Below are 15,138 nucleotides of genomic sequence, written 5' to 3'. Positions count from 1 at the left end.
GCGGCGTGACGGTATCCGGCTGACGGACATTCGCCACCTGCCCTTGCGTTACGGGTTGGACGCGCCGAAATACGACGCTTCCAAAGGGGTGTTGAGTGGCAGCTGATCCATATTCCGTTCTGAACGTGGCGCGTGGCGCGAGCGAGGCCGATATCAAGAAGGCCTATCGCAAGCTCGCCAAGGAGCTGCACCCGGACCGCAACCAGGACAATCCCAAGGCGGCGGAGAAGTTCAGCCAGGTCACCTCGGCCTATGACCTGCTGACCGACAAGGACAAGCGCGCCCGCTTCGATCGCGGCGAGATCGACGGTGACGGCAATCCGGTCAACCCGTTCGGTGCGGGCTTCGGCGCGGGGATGGGCGGCGGTGGCCAGAGCGGCTTCCGCCCCGATTTCGGCGCCGGCGATGCGGGCGGCTTCGGCGACATCTTCGAAGGGCTGTTCGGTGGCGGGCGGCGCGGTGGCGGCGGCTTTTCGGGCGGCTTCGGCGATTTCGGGCGGCGTCAGGCACCCAAGGGCGCCAATGTCGCCTATCGCCTGGCCGTCTCATTCGAGGATGCGGCCCGGCTGGCGCCGCAGCGGATCACCTTGCGCGACGGCAAGACGATCGACCTGAAGCTGCCCGCCGGGGTCGAGACGGGCACCCAGATGCGGCTCGCCGGCAAGGGCGAGGAAGGGCCGGGAGGCCCGGGCGACGCGATCGTGACGATCGAAATCCAGCCGCACCGCTTCTACGAGCGCCAGGGCGACGATATCCGGCTCGAGCTGCCGGTGACGCTGTCCGAGGCGGTGCTCGGTGCCGAGGTGCGCGTGCCGACGCCCGACGGGCCGGTGATGCTCAAGGTGCCCAAGGGCTCCTCGTCGGGCAAGACGCTGCGCCTAAAGGGTCGCGGCTTCCACAAGAAGCCCAGTGGCCGCGGCGACCTGCTCGTCACGCTGATGGTCGAGCTGCCGGTCGACGACGATGCGCTGATCGAGTTCGCCCGGGGCTGGACCGACAAGGGGAACCCGCGTGGCCGCATGGGCGTCTAATCCCTAGTGACGACAGGGGAAGATGCAGGCGCCGCGGAGGCGAAGCCGGGGCTGGGCAGGCGCATTCTCGCCCTGCTCGCCCGCATCGGGTTCGGACCCAAATTCTGGACCGTGTTCAAGCGGGTTGTGATCGGCACGTTCAACGACGGCTTCACCTATGCCGGCAACCTTGCCTATCTCAGCCTGGTCACGCTCTTTCCCTTCTTCATCGTCGCCGCCGCGATCGCGCAATTGTTCGGCCGCAGCTCGGAGGGGATCCATACGCTGGAGGCGTTCCTCCACACCGTCCCGCCCGATGTCGCGGACCTGCTGCGCAAGCCGGTGTCGGACGTGCTGATGGCGCGCACCGGCAACCTGTTATGGTTCGGCGCGATTGTCGGCCTGTGGACCGTTGCCGGCTTCATCGAGACGATCCGCGGCATCCTGCGCCAGGCCTATGGCACCAAGTCGCGCACGCCCTTCTGGCAATATCGGCTGGGCGCGATCGGGATGATCATCGGTTCGGTGGTCCTCACCATGGCGGCGTTCAGCTTCCAGGTGATCCTCACCGGCGTCGAGCAGTTCCTCTACAAGATCTTCCCCTGGGCATCGGAAGCGCAGCGCATCGTCTCGCTCACCAAGATCGCCCCCGCCATCGCGCTGTTCGGCGCGCTCTACATCCTGTTCTACTCGCTCACGCCCAGCCGCTACCGGAAGAGCAAATGCCCGAAATGGCCCGGCGCGCTGTTCACCGCGGTCTGGTGGCTGCTGGTCACCGCGGTGCTGCCGCACATCCTCGGCACGCTCGGCAGCTACGACCTGACCTATGGCAGCCTGGCGGGCGTGATGATCGCGCTGATCTTCTTCTTCCTCGTCGGGCTGGGCCTCGTCGTCGGTGCGGAGTTGAACGCGGCTCTGGCGGAAACGCCCGAGAACGGTCTAGAGGAGCCGGACAAGCAGGAGAATAGTGCGTCGTGACCGGATTGATGCAGGGCAAGCGCGGGCTGATCATGGGCCTCGCCAATGACAAGAGCCTCGCCTGGGGCATCGCGAAGAAGCTCGCCGAGCAGGGCGCCGAGCTGGCGTTCAGCTATCAGGGCGAAGCATTGCTCAAGCGGGTGAAGCCGCTGGCCGAGCAGCTCGGCTCGGACACGCTGATCGATTGCGACGTGGCCGACATGGACGCGCTCGATGCGGCGTTTGACACGCTCAAGGCCAAGTGGCCGGTGATCGACTTCATCGTCCACGCCATCGGCTTCTCGGACAAGTCGCAGCTGCGCGGCAAGTTCTACGACACCACGCTCGACAACTTCCTGATGACGATGAACATCTCGGCCTACAGCCTGGTCGCCGTCGCGAAGCGCGCGCGCGAGCTGATGCCGAACGGCGGCTCGATCCTGACGCTCACCTATTACGGTGCCGAGAAGGTGATCCCGCACTATAACGTGATGGGCGTCGCCAAGGCCGCGCTGGAGACGAGCGTGAAGTATCTCGCGGTCGACATGGGCCCGGAGAATATCCGCGTGAACGCGATCTCGGCCGGCCCGATCCAGACGCTGGCCGCGCGCGGCATCGGCGACTTCAACTATATCCTCAAGTGGAACGAGCTGAACGCGCCGCTTCGCCGCACCGTGACGATCGAGGATGTCGGCGGTGCCGGGCTCTACATGCTTTCGGACCTGTCGTCGGGCGTGACCGGCGAGATCCATCATGTCGATTCGGGCTATAACGTGATCGGCATGAAGGCCGAGGACGCGCCCGACATCGCGCTTTCCTGAGCACAGCCGTGAGCATCGCGATCCGCCCCGCCACCGGCGGGGACGTGGCGGCGATCGACGCGCTGCTGCGTCGCTGCTTCCCGGCAGAGGACGAGGCAAAGCTCGTCCAGCGGCTGTGCATCGACGGCGACATGGTGCTGACCCTGGTGGCCGATGACGAGGACACCGGCGCGCTCGCCGGCATGATCGCGTTCAGCCGGATGGAGGCCGAGATCGCCGGCAAGCCGATCGCAGCGGTCGCGCTGGCCCCGCTCGCGGTGGAGAAGGCCTGGCGCCAGCAGGGCGTCGGCGAGGCGCTGATCCAGGCGGGGATCGACCAGCTCGGCGCCGCGGGCGCGATGCTCTGCTTCGTGCTCGGCGAGCCCGGCTATTATGAGCGCTTCGGCTTCGCCGCCGAATGGGCCCAGGGATTTGCCTCGCCCTATGCCGGTGAGTATCTGATGGCGCTGCCGCTCCAGGGCGGCGCCATGCCGTGCGGGGTGCGCGGCGCAGCGACGCACGCACCGGCGTTCGCGCAATTGGGCAGGGTCGAGTGAGCTTCAATACTTTCGGACGCGTCTTCCGCTTCACTACCTGGGGCGAGAGCCATGGCCCGGCGCTCGGTGTGGTCGTCGACGGCTGCCCGCCGGGGATCGCCCTGTCCGAAGCCGATATCCAGCCGTTCCTCGACAAGCGCCGCCCCGGCCAGTCGCGCTTCACCACCCAGCGCCAGGAGCCGGACCAGGTCCGCATCCTCTCGGGCGTGTTCGAGGGGCGCACGACCGGCACGCCGATCAGCCTGATGATCGAGAATGTAGATCAGCGCTCCAAGGACTATTCCGAAGTCGCTTCGGCCTATCGTCCCGGCCATGCCGATTATGCCTATGACGCGAAATACGGCTTTCGCGACTATCGCGGCGGCGGGCGCAGCTCGGCGCGCGAAACCGCGGCGCGGGTGGCGGCGGGCGCGATCGCGCGGCTGGTCATCCCCGAGGTGACGATCACCGGCTGGGTCGAGGCGATCGGCCATGCCCCGATCCTCTATTCGCGCTTCGACGCCGCCGAGATCGACCGCAATGCCTTCTTCTCGCCCGATGCCGAGGCGGCGGCGCGCTGGGAGGCGCTGGTAGATGAGGCGCGCAAGGCCGGTTCGTCGCTGGGCGCCACGGTCACCTGCGAGGCGACCGGGGTGCCGGCCGGCTGGGGCGCGCCGCTCTACGCCAAGCTCGACAGCGAGCTTGCCGCCGCGATCATGTCGATCAACGCTGTGAAAGGCGTGGAGATCGGCGACGGTTTCGCTGCGGCGCTCGCCACCGGCGAGGCCAATGCCGATCCGATGCGGCCGGGCGTGGACGGCCCCGAATTCCTCGCCAACCATGCCGGCGGTATCGCGGGCGGCATCTCGACCGGCCAGCCGGTGCGCGCGCGCGCCGCGTTCAAGCCGACCAGCTCGATCCTCACCCCCGTCGAGACGATCAACCGCGACGGTGAGGCGGCCGAGATCCGCACCAAGGGCCGCCACGATCCCTGCGTCGGCATCCGTGGCGTGCCGGTGGTCGAGGCGATGATGGCGCTGGTGCTCGCCGACCAGAAGCTTCTCCACCGCGCGCAGGTCGGCTGAACGCCAGGAACGCGCGGGTCCGCGGAGACGTTCTGTTCCTGCAAGATGATGCAGGAGACGACCCATGCGCATATTGTTATCGATCGCGGCGGCGGGGGCGCTGTTGGTGCCGGCAATCGCGTTGGCACAGAGTCTCGGCGGGCAGGCCGGCGGCAGTCTTGGCGGTACCGTGGGTGCGCCGGTGGCTACCGCTGGCGGTATGATGAGCGGCAACCTGGACGGCACGATCCGCAGCGACACGCTCGATCGCACCACCGATACGGTGCGCGGTACGACCGACAAGGCACGCGACAAGGCCTATGACGCCAGGGCGCGCACGCGCACGGCGGCCGGTCGGGCGCGCAAGCATACGGTCGAGTCGGCCGCCAATTCGAGCGTCGGCGTCGATGCCGGCGTCTCGGCCAGCGCGAGTCGCAAGAGCGCCAGCGCAAGCGCCGGTGCCAGCGCCAGCACCGAACCGCGCTGAGCGACGGAACGGGTAAAATCGCGGTCGCGCTACCGGGTGCGGCTGCCTTTTCTTGTCTGGCAGGTTTCGGCCCGTCTGTTCCCCGGCTCGGCTCGCTGCCCAACCGTGCGCACTGCAGGACTGGGCGAAATCACCGGAAACAAGCCAGACATGTGCAACGGCTCGAAGGGTTGCCGGCAAAAACCGAAGGAGGATTGCCCTGTATGTTGCTCAAAACCCTGATCGGCGCTGCGGCGCTGCTGGCCGCCCCCGCGGCCTTCGCCCAGACGACCACCACGCCGACTGATCCGTCGGCAACGACGACGGCGCCGGCCCCCGCACCGGAGCCCGATCCGGCACCGGCGCCACAGCCGGACGCGACGACCACCACGGCACCGGCACCCGATCCGGCAACCCCCAGCCAGGATCCGACCACGGCCGAAGCGGACAAGCGCGACGCCAAGAAGGAAGGCAAGAAAAAGCCCCATTAAGCAGGGCTGATTTCAGGGAAGGCGCGCTGCCCCGTTCCGTGGCCGGAGGGGCAGCGCGCTTTTCGTTTCAGTCCGCAAAGGGATCGCGGACCAGGCCGGATCAGTCCGCGAAAGGATCGCGGACCAGGATCGTGTCTTCGCGCTCGGGGCTAGTCGAGACCAGCGCCACCGGGCAGCGGATCAGCTCCTCGACCCGGCGGATATACTTGATCGCGGCGGCGGGCAGCTCGGCCCAGCTGCGCGCGCCGGCGGTGGTCTCCTGCCAGCCCGGCATCGTTTCATAGACCGGCTCGACCGCGGCCTGATCGGTGGCGTTCGAGGGATAATGGTCGATCTCCTCGCCGTGCAGCTTGTAGCCGGTGCACACCTTGATCTCGTCGAACCCATCGAGCACGTCGAGCTTGGTCAGCGCGATGCCGGTGATGCCCGAAACCGCGGCCGACTGGCGCAGCAGCACCGCATCGAGCCAGCCGCAGCGGCGCTTGCGCCCGGTGACGGTGCCGAACTCGTGCCCGCGCGTGCCCAGCCGCTCGCCCACGTCATTGTCCTGCTCGCTCGGGAACGGGCCCGATCCGACGCGGGTGGTATAGGCCTTGGCGATGCCCAGCACGAAGCCGACCGCGGCCGGGCCGATGCCCGATCCGGCCGAAGCCGTGCCCGCCACCGTGTTCGACGAGGTGACGAACGGATAGGTGCCGTGATCGATGTCGAGCAGCACGCCCTGCGCGCCTTCGAACAGGATGCGGCGACCGCGCTCGCGCGCGGCGTTGAGGTCGCGCCACACCGGCTTGGCGAAGGGCAGCACGAAGCCGGCGATCTCCTTTAGCTGCGCCACCAGCGCCGCGCGGTCGATCGGGCCGACGCCGAAGCCGGCGCGCAGCGCGTCGTGGTGCGCGAGCAGCCGGTCGAGCTGCGGCTCGAGCTCGCCGAGATGCGCCAGGTCGCAGACCCGGATCGCGCGGCGGCCGACCTTGTCCTCATAGGCCGGGCCGATGCCGCGCCGCGTCGTGCCGATCTTGCCGGCGCCGCTCGCGTCCTCGCGCAGCCCATCGAGCTCGCCGTGGAGCGGCAGGATCAGCGGGCAGGTATCGGCGATGCTCAGCGTGTCGGGCGTCACCTCGACGCCCTGGCCGCGCAGCTTCTCGATCTCGGCCTTGAGTGCCCAGGGATCGAGCACCACGCCATTGCCGATAACCGACGGCGTGCCGCGGACGATGCCCGAGGGGAGCAGCGAGAGCTTATAGACATTCTCGCCGACGACGAGCGTGTGGCCGGCATTGTGGCCGCCCTGGAAGCGCACGACCATGTCGGCGCGCTCGGCGAGCCAGTCGACGATCTTGCCCTTGCCTTCGTCGCCCCACTGGGCGCCGATAACCGCAACATTTGCCATGGATACGAGTCTCCGCCTGCCGGGGCGGACCCTGGCCGCCCTTCGACAGGGCTCGGCGACCGGGCTTTACAGCGGCTTGGGGGCAGGGCCCGAAGCCGCGGCGCGCATGGCGCGCGCAGCCGTCGAGGTCAAGCGTTTATGCGCCGGGGCGAGCCCGATTAGCCGCCTCGACTTGGCTGCGCGCCGGGGTCTATGGTCGGCGCAAAGGAGAGACAAATGAAGCTCGCAAGCCTCAAGAATGGCCGGGACGGCAAGCTGGTCGTCGTATCGAGTGACTTGGCCTGGTATGCCGGTGCCGACATGATCGCGCCGACGCTGCAGGCGGCGCTCGACAATTGGGACGCCGTCGAGGCCGATCTTCGCAATCTCGCCACCGATCTCGATCACGAGGTGATCCCGCGCGAGCGCTTCCACGAACGCTTCGCCGCCGCGCCCCTGCCGCGCGCCTATCAATGGGCCGACGGCTCGGCCTATGTGAACCATGTCGCGCTGGTTCGGCAGGCACGCGGCGCCGAGCTGCCCGACAGCTTCTGGCACGATCCGCTGATGTACCAGGGCGGCAGCGACGGGTTCCTGGGCCCGCGCGATCCGATCCCGCTTGCCGACGAGAGCTGGGGCTGCGACCTCGAAGGCGAGGTCGTGGTCGTCACCGGCGACGTGCCGCTCGGCGCCAGCCGCGAGGAAGCGCTCGCCGCGATCCGGCTGGTCGGCCTCACCAACGACGTGTCCTTGCGCAACCTGATCCCAGGCGAGCTCGCCAAGGGCTTCGGCTTCTTCCAGTCCAAGCCGGCCAGCGCCTTCTCGCCGGTGTTCGCCACCCCGGATTCGCTGGGCGACTGGTGGAAGGACGGCAAGCTCCAACGCAAGCTGATGGTCGATGTGAACGGCCAGCCCTTCGGCAGGGCGGATGCCGGAGTCGACATGACCTTCGATTTCGGCACGCTGGTCGCGCATGCCGCCAAGACGCGCAAGCTCGGCGCCGGCACGATCATCGGCTCGGGCACCGTCTCGAATCGCGGCGAGGATGGCGGCCCTGGCAAGCCGGTCAGCGAAGGCGGCGTCGGCTATTCCTGCCTCGCCGAGATCCGCACGATCGAGACGATCCGCGGCGGTGCCCCGGTCACCCCGTTCCTCAAAAAGGGCGACACGGTGCGCATCTGGGCCGAGGACGACAAGCACCACCCGATCTTCGGCGTGATCGAGCAGACCGTGGGGGGCTGATTCTTTCCGCGGGAACGGAGCGCTTGCGCAGGCGGTTCCGCGCCCCGATCTTGCCCGCATGACCGGCGAGCGCTTCTACACCCGTTCGAGACCGAGGCGGGCTTTGCCGCGATCGGTTGGAACGCGGCGGGCGTCACCAGCTTCCGGCTGCCGGCGGGCACCGCGCACGAAGCCGAGCGGGCGCTGCTGCGCCGTCTGCCCGATGCGCGGCCGGTGCCGCCACCGCCGCCGGTGCAGGCGGTGATCGACGATGCGCGCCGCTATTTCGCCGGCGAGCGCGTCGATTTCGCGCAGGTGCCGGTCGATCTCGGGCCGCAACAGCCCTTTTTCGAGCGCGTCTATGCCGCCGTCCGCGCGCTCGGCTGGGGCGAGACTGCGACCTATGGCGCGATCGCCAAATCGCTCGATGCCGGACCCGAATATGCTCGCGATGTCGGCCAGGCGATGGCCAGCAATCCCGTGCCGCTGATCATCCCCTGCCACCGCGTGACCGCGGCCAATGGCAAGATCGGCGGCTTCTCGGCGCCGGGGGGATCGCATTCCAAGGCACAGATGCTGGCGATCGAGGGCGTCGAGGTGCAGGGCGGCATCGTCACTCGCGAGCTGCCGCAGCTCGGGCTGGGGTTTTAAGGCTCCCCACAGGTATGGGGAAATGCCACCCTAGAACCCGAACGCGCCCTGCCGGTCCTCCAGCGGCCAGCGGCCCAGCTCGATGTGCCGGTGCGCGCCCAGGATCGAATGGATCAGCACGAAATCGGTGGCGTCCCAGCTGATCGGATCGATCGTCCGGGTGAAGGGGCGGCCCTTGCGGTAGAGCAAAGTGACGTGCGGGTGGAAATCCCAGGTGCCGCGCAGCAGCCCGGCGCGGGCCAGGCCCTGTTGCAGCTTGGCGCCCAGCTCGGCCAGCGCATCGATCTTGCGGCTGGGACGCAGTGCGATCGTCTCGTTGCTGCCCGATACGCGGTCGAGCCGCACCGGCACCGGCGCGGCGGAGACCTGTTCGCCGATCGCGATCAGCGCCTTCGCCTCGGCATAGGGCTGGCGGGCGAAATCCTCGGTGATGGCAAGCGTGATGTGGAGCCGGTCGTTCTCGACCACGCTTTCGGCCAGCCCCAGCTGGTCGCGCTGCACGCCGATCAGGTTGCGGGCGAGCGGCGAAGGGCGCAGCGCGAAGAACAGGCGGTTCCCGGGCATCAGTGGAAGTCTCTTGAGCGCACCGGGATCAGCTCCGGCGCCTTGAGGCTGCGGGGCGGCCAGCTGTCGGCCGGGCGCTGGCGGGGGACGAGCCGGTCGCGCGGATCGATCGTGCCGCCATGGGTGGCGCCGTCGCCGGGCATCGTCATGTTGGGAAGGTCGAGTTCGCCGACTTCGCGCAGCCAGGGCGTCAGGTCGCTGATCTGCTCGGCGACGACATGGATGACGATGCCCTCGCGTTGCACCTTGCCCCGGATCGCCAGCATCGTGGCGGACATCACGGTGCGGCGGTTCGCTTCGAAGCGATCTGCCCACAGCACGGCATTGGCGATGCCGGTCTCGTCCTCCAGCGTGACGAACACCACGCCCTTGGCGCTGCCCGGCCGCTGGCGGACGAGGATCAGCCCGGCGACTTCGACGCGCTCGCCGTCCTTCATGTTTAGGAGGTCGCTGCATTTCGCGATCCGCCGGGCCGCCAGCCGGTCGCGCAGGAACGAGAGGGGGTGCGCGCGCAGCGAAAGCTGGGTCGCACGGTAATCCTCCACCACTTCGCGCCCGGCGCTGAGCGGCAGCAGCGCCACGGCTGGCTCCACCACTTCCGCTACGGTCGCGCCTTCGCGGGCATCGGCGGCGGCGAACAGGTCGAGCGGCGCCTGGCCCAGCCCCTTGATCGCCCAGAGCGCCTGGCGCCGGTTGAGGCCGAGCGCCTGGAAGGCGTCGGCCCGCGCCAGCCGCTCGAGCGCGGCGGGCTTCACGCGCGAACGCCGCCAGATATCCTCGATCGATGTGAACGGGGCCTGCCTGCGCGCCGTCAGGATCGCCTCGGCATCGCCCTGTGCCAACCCCTGCACGATGCGCATGCCGAGCCGGATCGGCTGGAGGCTGTTCCAGTCGGCTTCGGTGCCGCAGAATCTGGCGTCCCGTTCGCGCGCGTTCGGCCCCTCGGGCACGATTCGCGTATCCCAGTCGCTGTCGTTGATGCAGACGGCGCGCGCCTCCACTCCGTGGTTGCGCGCATCGCGGATCAACTGCGCTGGCGCATAGAAGCCCATCGGCTGCGCGTTGAGCAGCGCGGTGCAGAATATATCGGGATGATGGCATTTCATCCAGCTCGAGGCATAGGCGATCTTGGCGAAGCTGGCGGCGTGGCTCTCGGGAAAGCCGTAATTGCTGAAGCCCTTGATCTGCTCGACCACGCGCTCGGCGAAGTCCTGGCTGATGCCGCGCTCGAGCATGCCGCTGATCAGCCTGGGGCCGAACTCGCCGATATCGCCGCTCGACTTGAACGTCGCCATCGCGCGTCGCAACCGGTCTGCCTCGGTGGCAGTGAAGCCTGCGCCGACCATCGCCACCTGCATGGCCTGTTCCTGGAACAGCGGCACGCCCAGCGTCTTCTTCAGCACGCTCTCCAGCGCCGGCGAGGGATAGTCGACCAGCGCCGGATTCTGCCGGCGCTTGAGATAGGGGTGGACCATGTTGCCCTGGATCGGCCCCGGCCGGACGATCGCGACCTGGATCGCGATGTCGTAGAAATTCACCGGCTTCATCCGCGGCAGCATCGACATCTGCGCGCGGCTCTCGATCTGGAACACGCCCAGCGTATCGGCCTGCTGGATCATGTCGAAGGTAAGCGCGTCTTCTTCCTGCATCAGCGGCGCAGCGAGGGTGAGGTGCGTGGCCTTGTGCTGGGCCAGCAGATCGAAGCTGCGCCGCATGCAGCCGAGCATGCCGAGGCCGAGGATATCGACCTTCATGAAACCCAGCTCCTCGATGTCCAGCTTCTCCCATTCAACGACGCGGCGATCGACCATCGCGGCGGGCTCGACCGGGATCAGGTCGTGCAGCTTGTCGCGGGTCAGCACGAAGCCGCCCGGGTGCTGGGAAAGGTGGCGCGGCGTGTTGACCAGCTGGCGGGCCAGTTCGAGTGTCAGCGCGAGGCGCGGATCGCTGCGGTCGAGGTTGAGCGCGTCGGCGTGCCGGTCATCGACATCGTTCGACCAGCCCCAGACCTGTGACGACAGCGCTGCGGTCATGTCCTCGGGCAGGCCCATCGCCTTGCCGACCTCGCGCAAGGCACTGCGCGAGCGGAAGCGGATCACCACCGCAGTCAGCGCGGCATGATCCTGGCCGTAATGCTCGTAGATCCACTGGATCACTTCCTCGCGCCGCTCATGCTCGAAATCGACATCGATGTCGGGCGGCTCCTTGCGCTCGGTCGAGATGAAGCGCTCGAACAGCAGCTGGTGCTTGATCGGATCGATCGAAGTGATGCCCAGCGCGAAGCAGATCACCGAATTGGCGGCGCTGCCGCGTCCCTGGCAGAGGATGTGCTGGCTGAGCGCGAACTGGACGATCGAATTGACCGTCAGAAAATAGGGCGCGTATTCCATCTTCGCGACCAGCCCGAGCTCATGGGTGAGCAGATCCTGATGCGCCTGGCTCGGCTTGCCGGCGAAGCGCTGCTTGAGCCCGTTCCAGGCGAGCGCGGCGAGCGCGTCCTGCGCGCTGCGGCCATGGATGACTTCTTCCTCGGGATATTGGTGCTTCAGGTCGCGCAGGCTGAACTGGCAGCGCTCGGCGATCGCCTCCGATGCCGCCAGCGCGTGCGGGTAATCGCGGAAGCGGCGCGCCATTTCCTGCGGAGACTTCAGGTGCCGGTCGGCACTGCGCTCGCGGCGGAAGCCGAGTTCGTCGATCGTGCATTTCTCGCGGATCGCCGTCACCACGTCCTGCAGCATCCGCCGGTCGGGGGTGTCGTAGAGCACGTCGCCGGTGGCGAGCGGGGTCAGGCCGAAGCGGCGTGCGGCGCGGTCGAGTTGGTGCAGCCGCAGCGCGTCGCCGGGGCGGCGGTGCTGGGTGAGGCACAGATGCCCGCGTTCCCCGAACACATCCGCCATCCAGCCCAGCGCCTGCGGATCGCCGGTGTCGGCGAGGCCGGGGACGAGCGCACCAACCAGCCCCTCGCTCGCCGCGGCAAGGTCGTCCCAATGAAGGAAGCATTGGCCCTTCTCGCCCTTTTGCGCATCGGCGCGCGACTTGCCGAGCGTGAGCAGCCGGGTGAGGCGCGACCAGGCGGCACGATCCTCGGGCCAGACCAGCACCGAACTGCCATCGGCCAGGTCGAGCCGGCAGCCGGCGATCATCTTGACCGGAAAGCCCGCCTTGGAAAGCTGCTCCGACGCGACCAGCGCACGCACCACGCCGCCTACCGAATTGCGATCGACGATGCCAAGCGCCGGCAGGCCCAGCAGCGCCGCCTGGCGAAACAGGTCCTCGGGCGAGGACGCCCCGCGCAGGAACGAATAATGCGTCGTCACCTGGAGCTCGGCATAGGTCATCCGAACACTCCGTGGAGATACCAGCTCAAATCCCCCGTCACGGCGCGCTCGCCATCGCCGGCGCGGAACAGCCAGTAGCGGCGGCCGGCCTCGTCCTCGACGCGGAAATAGTCGCGCACGCTCAGCCGCTCGGCATCGCGCTTCCACCATTCGCCCTGGATGCGCTCGGGCCCGTCGGCATGGATCACCCGGTGCGCGGTGCCCCGCCAGGTGAAGCGGCGCGGCGGCTGGTCGGGCAGCTCCGCCATCACATGATCGAGCCGCTCGGGCCGGGCGAGCAGCCGGGCCGGCTTGGCCCAGCCGGGGTGCCAGGGGTGCAGCTCGGGCTGGCGGTCGAGCTGGCGGATATCGTCGATCTTCGCGCGGGTGGTGCCGCGCACGGGCGGATCGATCACCGGCATGCGCGTTGCGGCGCGCTCGGGTACGTCGCTCTCCACCGGGCGCATCCGCCACATGCCGCCCTGGCCGATCCGCGTCGCCAGCGTATCGACCAAGGTGGCGATGTCGGGCGCGGCTTCCTCGTCGAGCCGCTCGACCATCGGCTCGGGCCCGAGCGGCGCGGCGCGGCGGACATGGAGGGTGATCGCGTCGATCCCGTACCCCGGCTCGACATCCTCGATGCGCCGCTTGAGCAGGCGGAGCAGATGCGCGGCGTCGCGATTGGGGCGGGCCAGGCCGATGCGGATGCGCTGCGGCACGCCGTCGATCCGCTCGGCGACGCATTCGAGCGCCTGCACCCCCAGCCCCTCGGCCTCCAATGCGGCGGCCAAACGCGGGGTGAGCGTGCCCAGCCAATGCTCGATGGCCTCGGCGCTGGCGATCGGCTCGGCGAAGCGCTGCTGCACGGCGATGCTCTCGGGTGGGATGACCGGATCGAGCGGTTCGGCGATGCGGCCCAGCGCCTGGTCGAGCCGCAGCACCGTCGCCGCGCCGAAGCGGCGGGTGAGCGGGGCGCGGGGCAGGGCGGCGAGCTGGCCGATCCGCTCGACCCCCAGCCGCTTGAGCAGCTCGACTGCGGCCTCGTCGATGCGCAGCGCCGGGGTGGGCAGGTCCGCGAGCGACTCGGCCTGTCCGCCCGGCGGGCAGATAAAACCGTCACCCCGGCGAAAGCCGGGGTCTCGTGCGATGGCACGTTCGGATTGCGGCATGAGATCCCGGCTTTCGCCGGGGTGACGGTATCTTGCCAATGCCCAGGCGGCACCCGGCGTGTCGGCGATCGCGATCCGCGCAGTGAAGCCGGCGCGGGCGAGCAGGCGGACGATGCGGCGCGCCATCTTCGCCTCGCCACCGAACAGATGCGCGGTGCCGCTCAGGTCGAGGAACAGCCCGTCGGCACCCGACAGCGCCACCACCGGCGACCAGCGCCGCGCGGCAAGGATGGCGAGGCGCCTGAGTGATGCCAGGTCGCCTTCGGGATCGGCCGGGCGGATATCGAGCCCCGGCACCTGCGCGCGCGCCTGGGTCACCGCCATGCCGGGCCGCAGGCCCAGCGCCTGCGCGGCAGGGCAGGCGGCGGCGATCTCGATGCGGCTGCCGTTGCGAAGCGTGGTGATGAGGGGGGCGAATAATTCCTTCCCCAGCTTGCTGGGGGAGGGGGACCGCGCCGCGAAGCGGCGTGGTGGAGGGGCCGCCGGCGTCAGCCGGCGGGCTTCGCCCGCCGCCCCTCCACCACGCGACTGCGTCGCGCGGTCCCCCTCCCCGAGCCGAGCTCGGGGAGGAACTGGTTCATCCTCCTGCGCCCATTTCGCGCCGGGCCGCCAATGCCCCTCATGCTGCGCCGGCTTGCGCAGCGGCGCGGCGGGGGCGGCGAGGGCGCGCGGGTCAGGCCGCGCGGCGGGGCGCATTTCCTGCCGCCACAGCCTTTCGATCGGCCATAACGGGAGGAAGAGCGCAGCGACCCGTTGCATCACATGCCTCCACGATCAGTTCGAAACCTTCGCCCCCCTTTTGCCGCGCCAGCTCGAGCTTCCAGCGCGGACGCCCGACGCCCGCCACCGGCAGCGGTGCCGAGGGCGCGCAGGTCACTCGCCAGCGCGTCACGGCTGCCGAGGGCATGGCGATCGGATTGCTGCCTTCGCGCGCCGCGCGCTTCATCAGCAGCGCGATCGTCCGCCCGCCTTCGGCTGCGAGCTGCAGTCGCCGCGTCGCGGTCATGTCCGCGCGCTTGGCCTCGCCGATCACTGCGCCCAGCCCGCGATGGCGCAGCCCTTCCTCCATGATCGCCAGCAGCTCGGCATCGTCCTGCGCCTCGGCATAGATCAGCCTTTTGTGGTCGAGCCCCGACTGGGCGAGCCCGGGCGCGAACAGGTCGCGCCGCCGTACCACCCACAGCACCGGCCCCCAGGCGCGCGCCGCGATTCCGGCGAGGAACAGGGTCGCCGCGCAATCGTCCGCCATGTCGCTGGTGCCCGCCGCCACTTCGTGCAGCGCATCGAGCCGCAGCCCGCCATCGGCGAGCCGCGAATCCACCGCCTCGATGCCGAAGGGCAAGGCGGGGCGCCGGCGGAATCCGCCGGCCTCGAGCCCGCGCAGGCTCTCGCGCAATTGCTTCAGGACGGCAGGATCGGCCATTTACTCGCGACTCGGGAAACAAGAATGTTCCTATTCTGTTCCATATCGGACCAGAGTCAATTGCCATTCGGCACCAGCCGCCTAAGCTCGCCGCAATCGC

14 protein-coding genes are annotated in these 15,138 nt (G+C 69.0%); 9 read left to right on the top strand and 5 right to left on the bottom strand.

From position 1 onward, the window contains the following. Positions 1–95: 95 nt before the first annotated feature. The 7 genes from P6144_RS07225 to P6144_RS07195 all read left to right on the top strand — a co-directional run bounded on the left by P6144_RS07225 (position 96) and on the right by P6144_RS07195 (position 5,324). On the top strand, positions 96–1,031 hold the full coding sequence (locus P6144_RS07225; protein ID WP_277767060.1) for a DnaJ C-terminal domain-containing protein: 936 nt from the start codon (positions 96–98) through the stop codon (positions 1,029–1,031). 63 nt (positions 1,032–1,094) lie between these two features. Then, the gene (locus P6144_RS07220; RefSeq protein ID WP_277767418.1) at positions 1,095–1,988 is read left to right on the top strand and encodes a YihY/virulence factor BrkB family protein; all 894 of its coding nucleotides are present in this window, start codon (positions 1,095–1,097) and stop codon (positions 1,986–1,988) included. Next, positions 1,985–2,788, top strand: coding sequence for an enoyl-ACP reductase FabI (fabI, locus tag P6144_RS07215; RefSeq protein WP_277767059.1), 804 nt, complete (start codon positions 1,985–1,987; stop codon positions 2,786–2,788). The genes P6144_RS07220 and fabI overlap by 4 nt, the downstream gene beginning before the upstream one ends. Before the next feature lie 8 nt (positions 2,789–2,796). Next, a complete protein-coding gene (locus P6144_RS07210; RefSeq protein WP_277767058.1) occupies positions 2,797–3,324 on the top strand; it encodes an N-acetyltransferase in 528 nt (175 codons plus the stop codon). Continuing rightward, entirely contained in the window at positions 3,321–4,388 is a 1,068-nt protein-coding gene (gene aroC / locus P6144_RS07205) for a chorismate synthase (RefSeq protein ID WP_277767057.1), read from the top strand. The genes P6144_RS07210 and aroC overlap by 4 nt, the downstream gene beginning before the upstream one ends. A 64-nt stretch (positions 4,389–4,452) precedes the next feature. Beyond that, entirely contained in the window at positions 4,453–4,854 is a 402-nt protein-coding gene (locus tag P6144_RS07200; RefSeq protein WP_277767056.1) for a hypothetical protein, read from the top strand. A 203-nt stretch (positions 4,855–5,057) separates the two neighbouring features. Further along, positions 5,058–5,324, top strand: coding sequence for a hypothetical protein (locus tag P6144_RS07195; protein ID WP_277767055.1), 267 nt, complete (start codon positions 5,058–5,060; stop codon positions 5,322–5,324). Positions 5,325–5,424: 100 nt separating this feature from the next. Here the strand turns inward: P6144_RS07195 and P6144_RS07190 are convergent, their stop codons facing one another. Beyond that, a complete protein-coding gene (locus P6144_RS07190) occupies positions 5,425–6,714 on the bottom strand; it encodes an adenylosuccinate synthase (protein WP_277767054.1) in 1,290 nt (429 codons plus the stop codon). 216 nt (positions 6,715–6,930) lie between these two features. Between P6144_RS07190 and P6144_RS07185 the strand changes: the two genes are divergently transcribed. Both P6144_RS07185 and P6144_RS07180 read left to right on the top strand, forming a co-directional pair. Then, a complete protein-coding gene (locus P6144_RS07185; protein WP_277767053.1) occupies positions 6,931–7,935 on the top strand; it encodes a fumarylacetoacetate hydrolase family protein in 1,005 nt (334 codons plus the stop codon). Between the two features lie 213 nt (positions 7,936–8,148). Further along, on the top strand, positions 8,149–8,565 hold the full coding sequence (locus P6144_RS07180) for a methylated-DNA--[protein]-cysteine S-methyltransferase (RefSeq protein WP_277767052.1): 417 nt from the start codon (positions 8,149–8,151) through the stop codon (positions 8,563–8,565). Between the two features lie 30 nt (positions 8,566–8,595). On the opposite strand, the gene P6144_RS07175 is transcribed toward P6144_RS07180, so the two are convergent. From P6144_RS07175 to P6144_RS07160, 4 genes are read right to left on the bottom strand one after another with little or no spacing between them, the layout of a single operon-like run. Next, complete coding sequence (locus tag P6144_RS07175; protein WP_277767051.1) at positions 8,596–9,129, bottom strand: 2'-5' RNA ligase family protein; 534 nt, start codon at positions 9,127–9,129, stop codon at positions 8,596–8,598. Next, positions 9,129–12,467: an error-prone DNA polymerase gene (locus P6144_RS07170; RefSeq protein ID WP_277767050.1), complete on the bottom strand. Its 3,339-nt coding sequence runs from the start codon at positions 12,465–12,467 to the stop codon at positions 9,129–9,131. Before P6144_RS07170 ends, P6144_RS07175 begins: the two co-directional genes overlap by 1 nt. Continuing rightward, complete coding sequence (locus tag P6144_RS07165) at positions 12,464–14,311, bottom strand: DNA polymerase Y family protein (protein ID WP_277767049.1); 1,848 nt, start codon at positions 14,309–14,311, stop codon at positions 12,464–12,466. The genes P6144_RS07170 and P6144_RS07165 overlap by 4 nt, the downstream gene beginning before the upstream one ends. Then, the gene (locus P6144_RS07160; protein WP_277767048.1) at positions 14,289–15,038 is read right to left on the bottom strand and encodes a protein ImuA; all 750 of its coding nucleotides are present in this window, start codon (positions 15,036–15,038) and stop codon (positions 14,289–14,291) included. Before P6144_RS07160 ends, P6144_RS07165 begins: the two co-directional genes overlap by 23 nt. Positions 15,039–15,138 lie beyond the last annotated feature (100 nt).

The sequence above is a fragment of the Sphingomonas sp. HITSZ_GF genome (genome assembly GCF_029543155.1).
GTDB lineage: Bacteria > Pseudomonadota > Alphaproteobacteria > Sphingomonadales > Sphingomonadaceae > Sphingomonas.
The sequence above is the reverse complement of the archived record's forward strand: the minus strand, read 5'-3'. Positions and strand labels throughout refer to the sequence as shown.